At 34.2% G+C, this 1,752-nt stretch carries 1 protein-coding gene; it reads right to left on the bottom strand.

What is annotated here, in order from left to right:
• Positions 1 to 192: 192 nt before the first annotated feature.
• A complete protein-coding gene (locus QO200_RS19255) occupies positions 193 to 1,641 on the bottom strand; it encodes an IS1182 family transposase (RefSeq protein WP_371543618.1) in 1,449 nt (482 codons plus the stop codon).
• Positions 1,642 to 1,752 lie beyond the last annotated feature (111 nt).

Below are 1,752 nucleotides of genomic sequence, written 5' to 3' on the forward strand. Positions count from 1 at the left end.
GAGGGCACTGAAAAACTTCACTTATTTTGATTAGAGTCGTTTTTTAGACAATAAAAAAACGCTTATAACAGGATTTTAAAGATCCTTTATGAGCGTTTTAATTTTTACAACTGTTTTTTATTATAGGTTATATGAGTCGATTTTTGACTTTTATAGGCTCATTGAGTGTATGCGCATGTAGCTTTGATTTTCCTACATTAATTTGAGTATTCTTTTTAAGTTGACTGCGAAAATTGCTATTGCACCTTGCATTTGCATATTGGTAATGCCATATGATATTGCTCTATCATAACCATGTACATTTTTCAACTCACTATTTTTCGCTTCTATTTTATATCGGTGTTTTGCTTTTTCTTTGTAATAGTCAGTTTCTTGAAAGCTGATTTGTTCTTGGTGTAAGTCCGATTTTATGGACACCGAATATGTTTTTGTCTTGGCTCCTTCTTTATAACAACCCTCTTTTAAAGAGCAGGTCTTACATTTTTCCACATCAAAATAGTAGGTTTGTTTTTGATTGGTTCCAACATTTTTTTTGCCTAGGCGAGCCTTTCGTATAGCCATGTGACCAGCAGGACAAATAAATCTATCGGCATCTTTATTGTAATCAAATTTATCTTCGTCTTTTCTAGCCCCTTGAGCTATTGTAACATTTAGTCTCGCTACCACTTTAATATTTTGCCCACTTGTGAGTTTGAGATTTTCTTTTCCTGTATAGGCTCCATCGCCAATAATTGTATCAACATCGATTCCGTTTTCCTGACTAATTTCTAAAAGTTTAGGTAACTCCGGGCCATCTCCTTTTTCGCCTGATGTGACTACAGCTGCTGTAATGATGCGCTCTTCGGTCATCGCTAAATGAGTCTTATAGCCGAAGAAGGAACTATCAGCGGATTTATGCCCCATTTTAGCATCTGTATCTTTTGATAAGGTAAAATTTTCCTGAGTGTCTTCTATCGTTTCTTTAAGCAAGTTTAATTTTTCTTTCACCGCAGGTATAGAACTTAAAGATTGTTCTTTTTCTAGCCGTCTCTCCAACTCTTTACAATAGGCCAATTCCATTTCTAATTCATTGGTATTGTTCTTCTCTGGCATACGTTCTTTCCATTGGTCATCAAATAAATAAACCGTTTTTCGCAGTAGTTTTGAACGCTCACGCAATACTTCAATTGCCGAAAATGGATTTGATCTCGATAAAGTATGTGTGGCATCAACTATAATAGACTTAGAACGGATAATGCCCTTTTCAACGGCTATAGTCACCGTTTTACTAATCAATAGATTTAATAAGTCGGTGTCCTTCAAACGTAGTTTTCTATATTTTGTTAACGTACTAGAATTGATAACATCTTCTTCTGGTGCCATTTCCAAAAAATACTTAAAGGACATATCAAAACGGGAACGCTCCACTACATCAACATCTGAAACGGTATAAATTGTTTTCAGAAGTAAATACTTGAACATACGCACAGGACTTTCTGCTGTGCGACCATTATTTGTACAGTATTTATTTAGCAACTCATCATAGATAAATGAAAAATCTATCAACTCATTGATTTTTCTTAGCATATTGTCCTTGGGAACGATTAAATCATATAACGAAGAGTACGGACTGAATTGAATTTTTTGTTGTTGAACTAACATCTAAAAGCCTTTTGGGTACCATTAAAAATACGAAAAAAGGAGCAAAAAACTATAGTTTTCTACTCCTTTTTATTAACAATTAATTCCTAAAAAGACTTTTTCAGTGCCCTC

Origin of the sequence: Flavobacterium sp. Arc3, assembly GCF_041431375.1 — a bacterium.
In the GTDB taxonomy this organism is placed as follows: Bacteria; Bacteroidota; Bacteroidia; order Flavobacteriales; family Flavobacteriaceae; genus Flavobacterium.

Excerpts from the sequence above, each read along its gene's own strand:
- QO200_RS19255 (WP_371543618.1), bottom strand. The coding sequence starts at position 1,641 with ATGTTAGTTCAACAACAAAAAATTCAATTCAGTCCGTACTCTTCGTTA.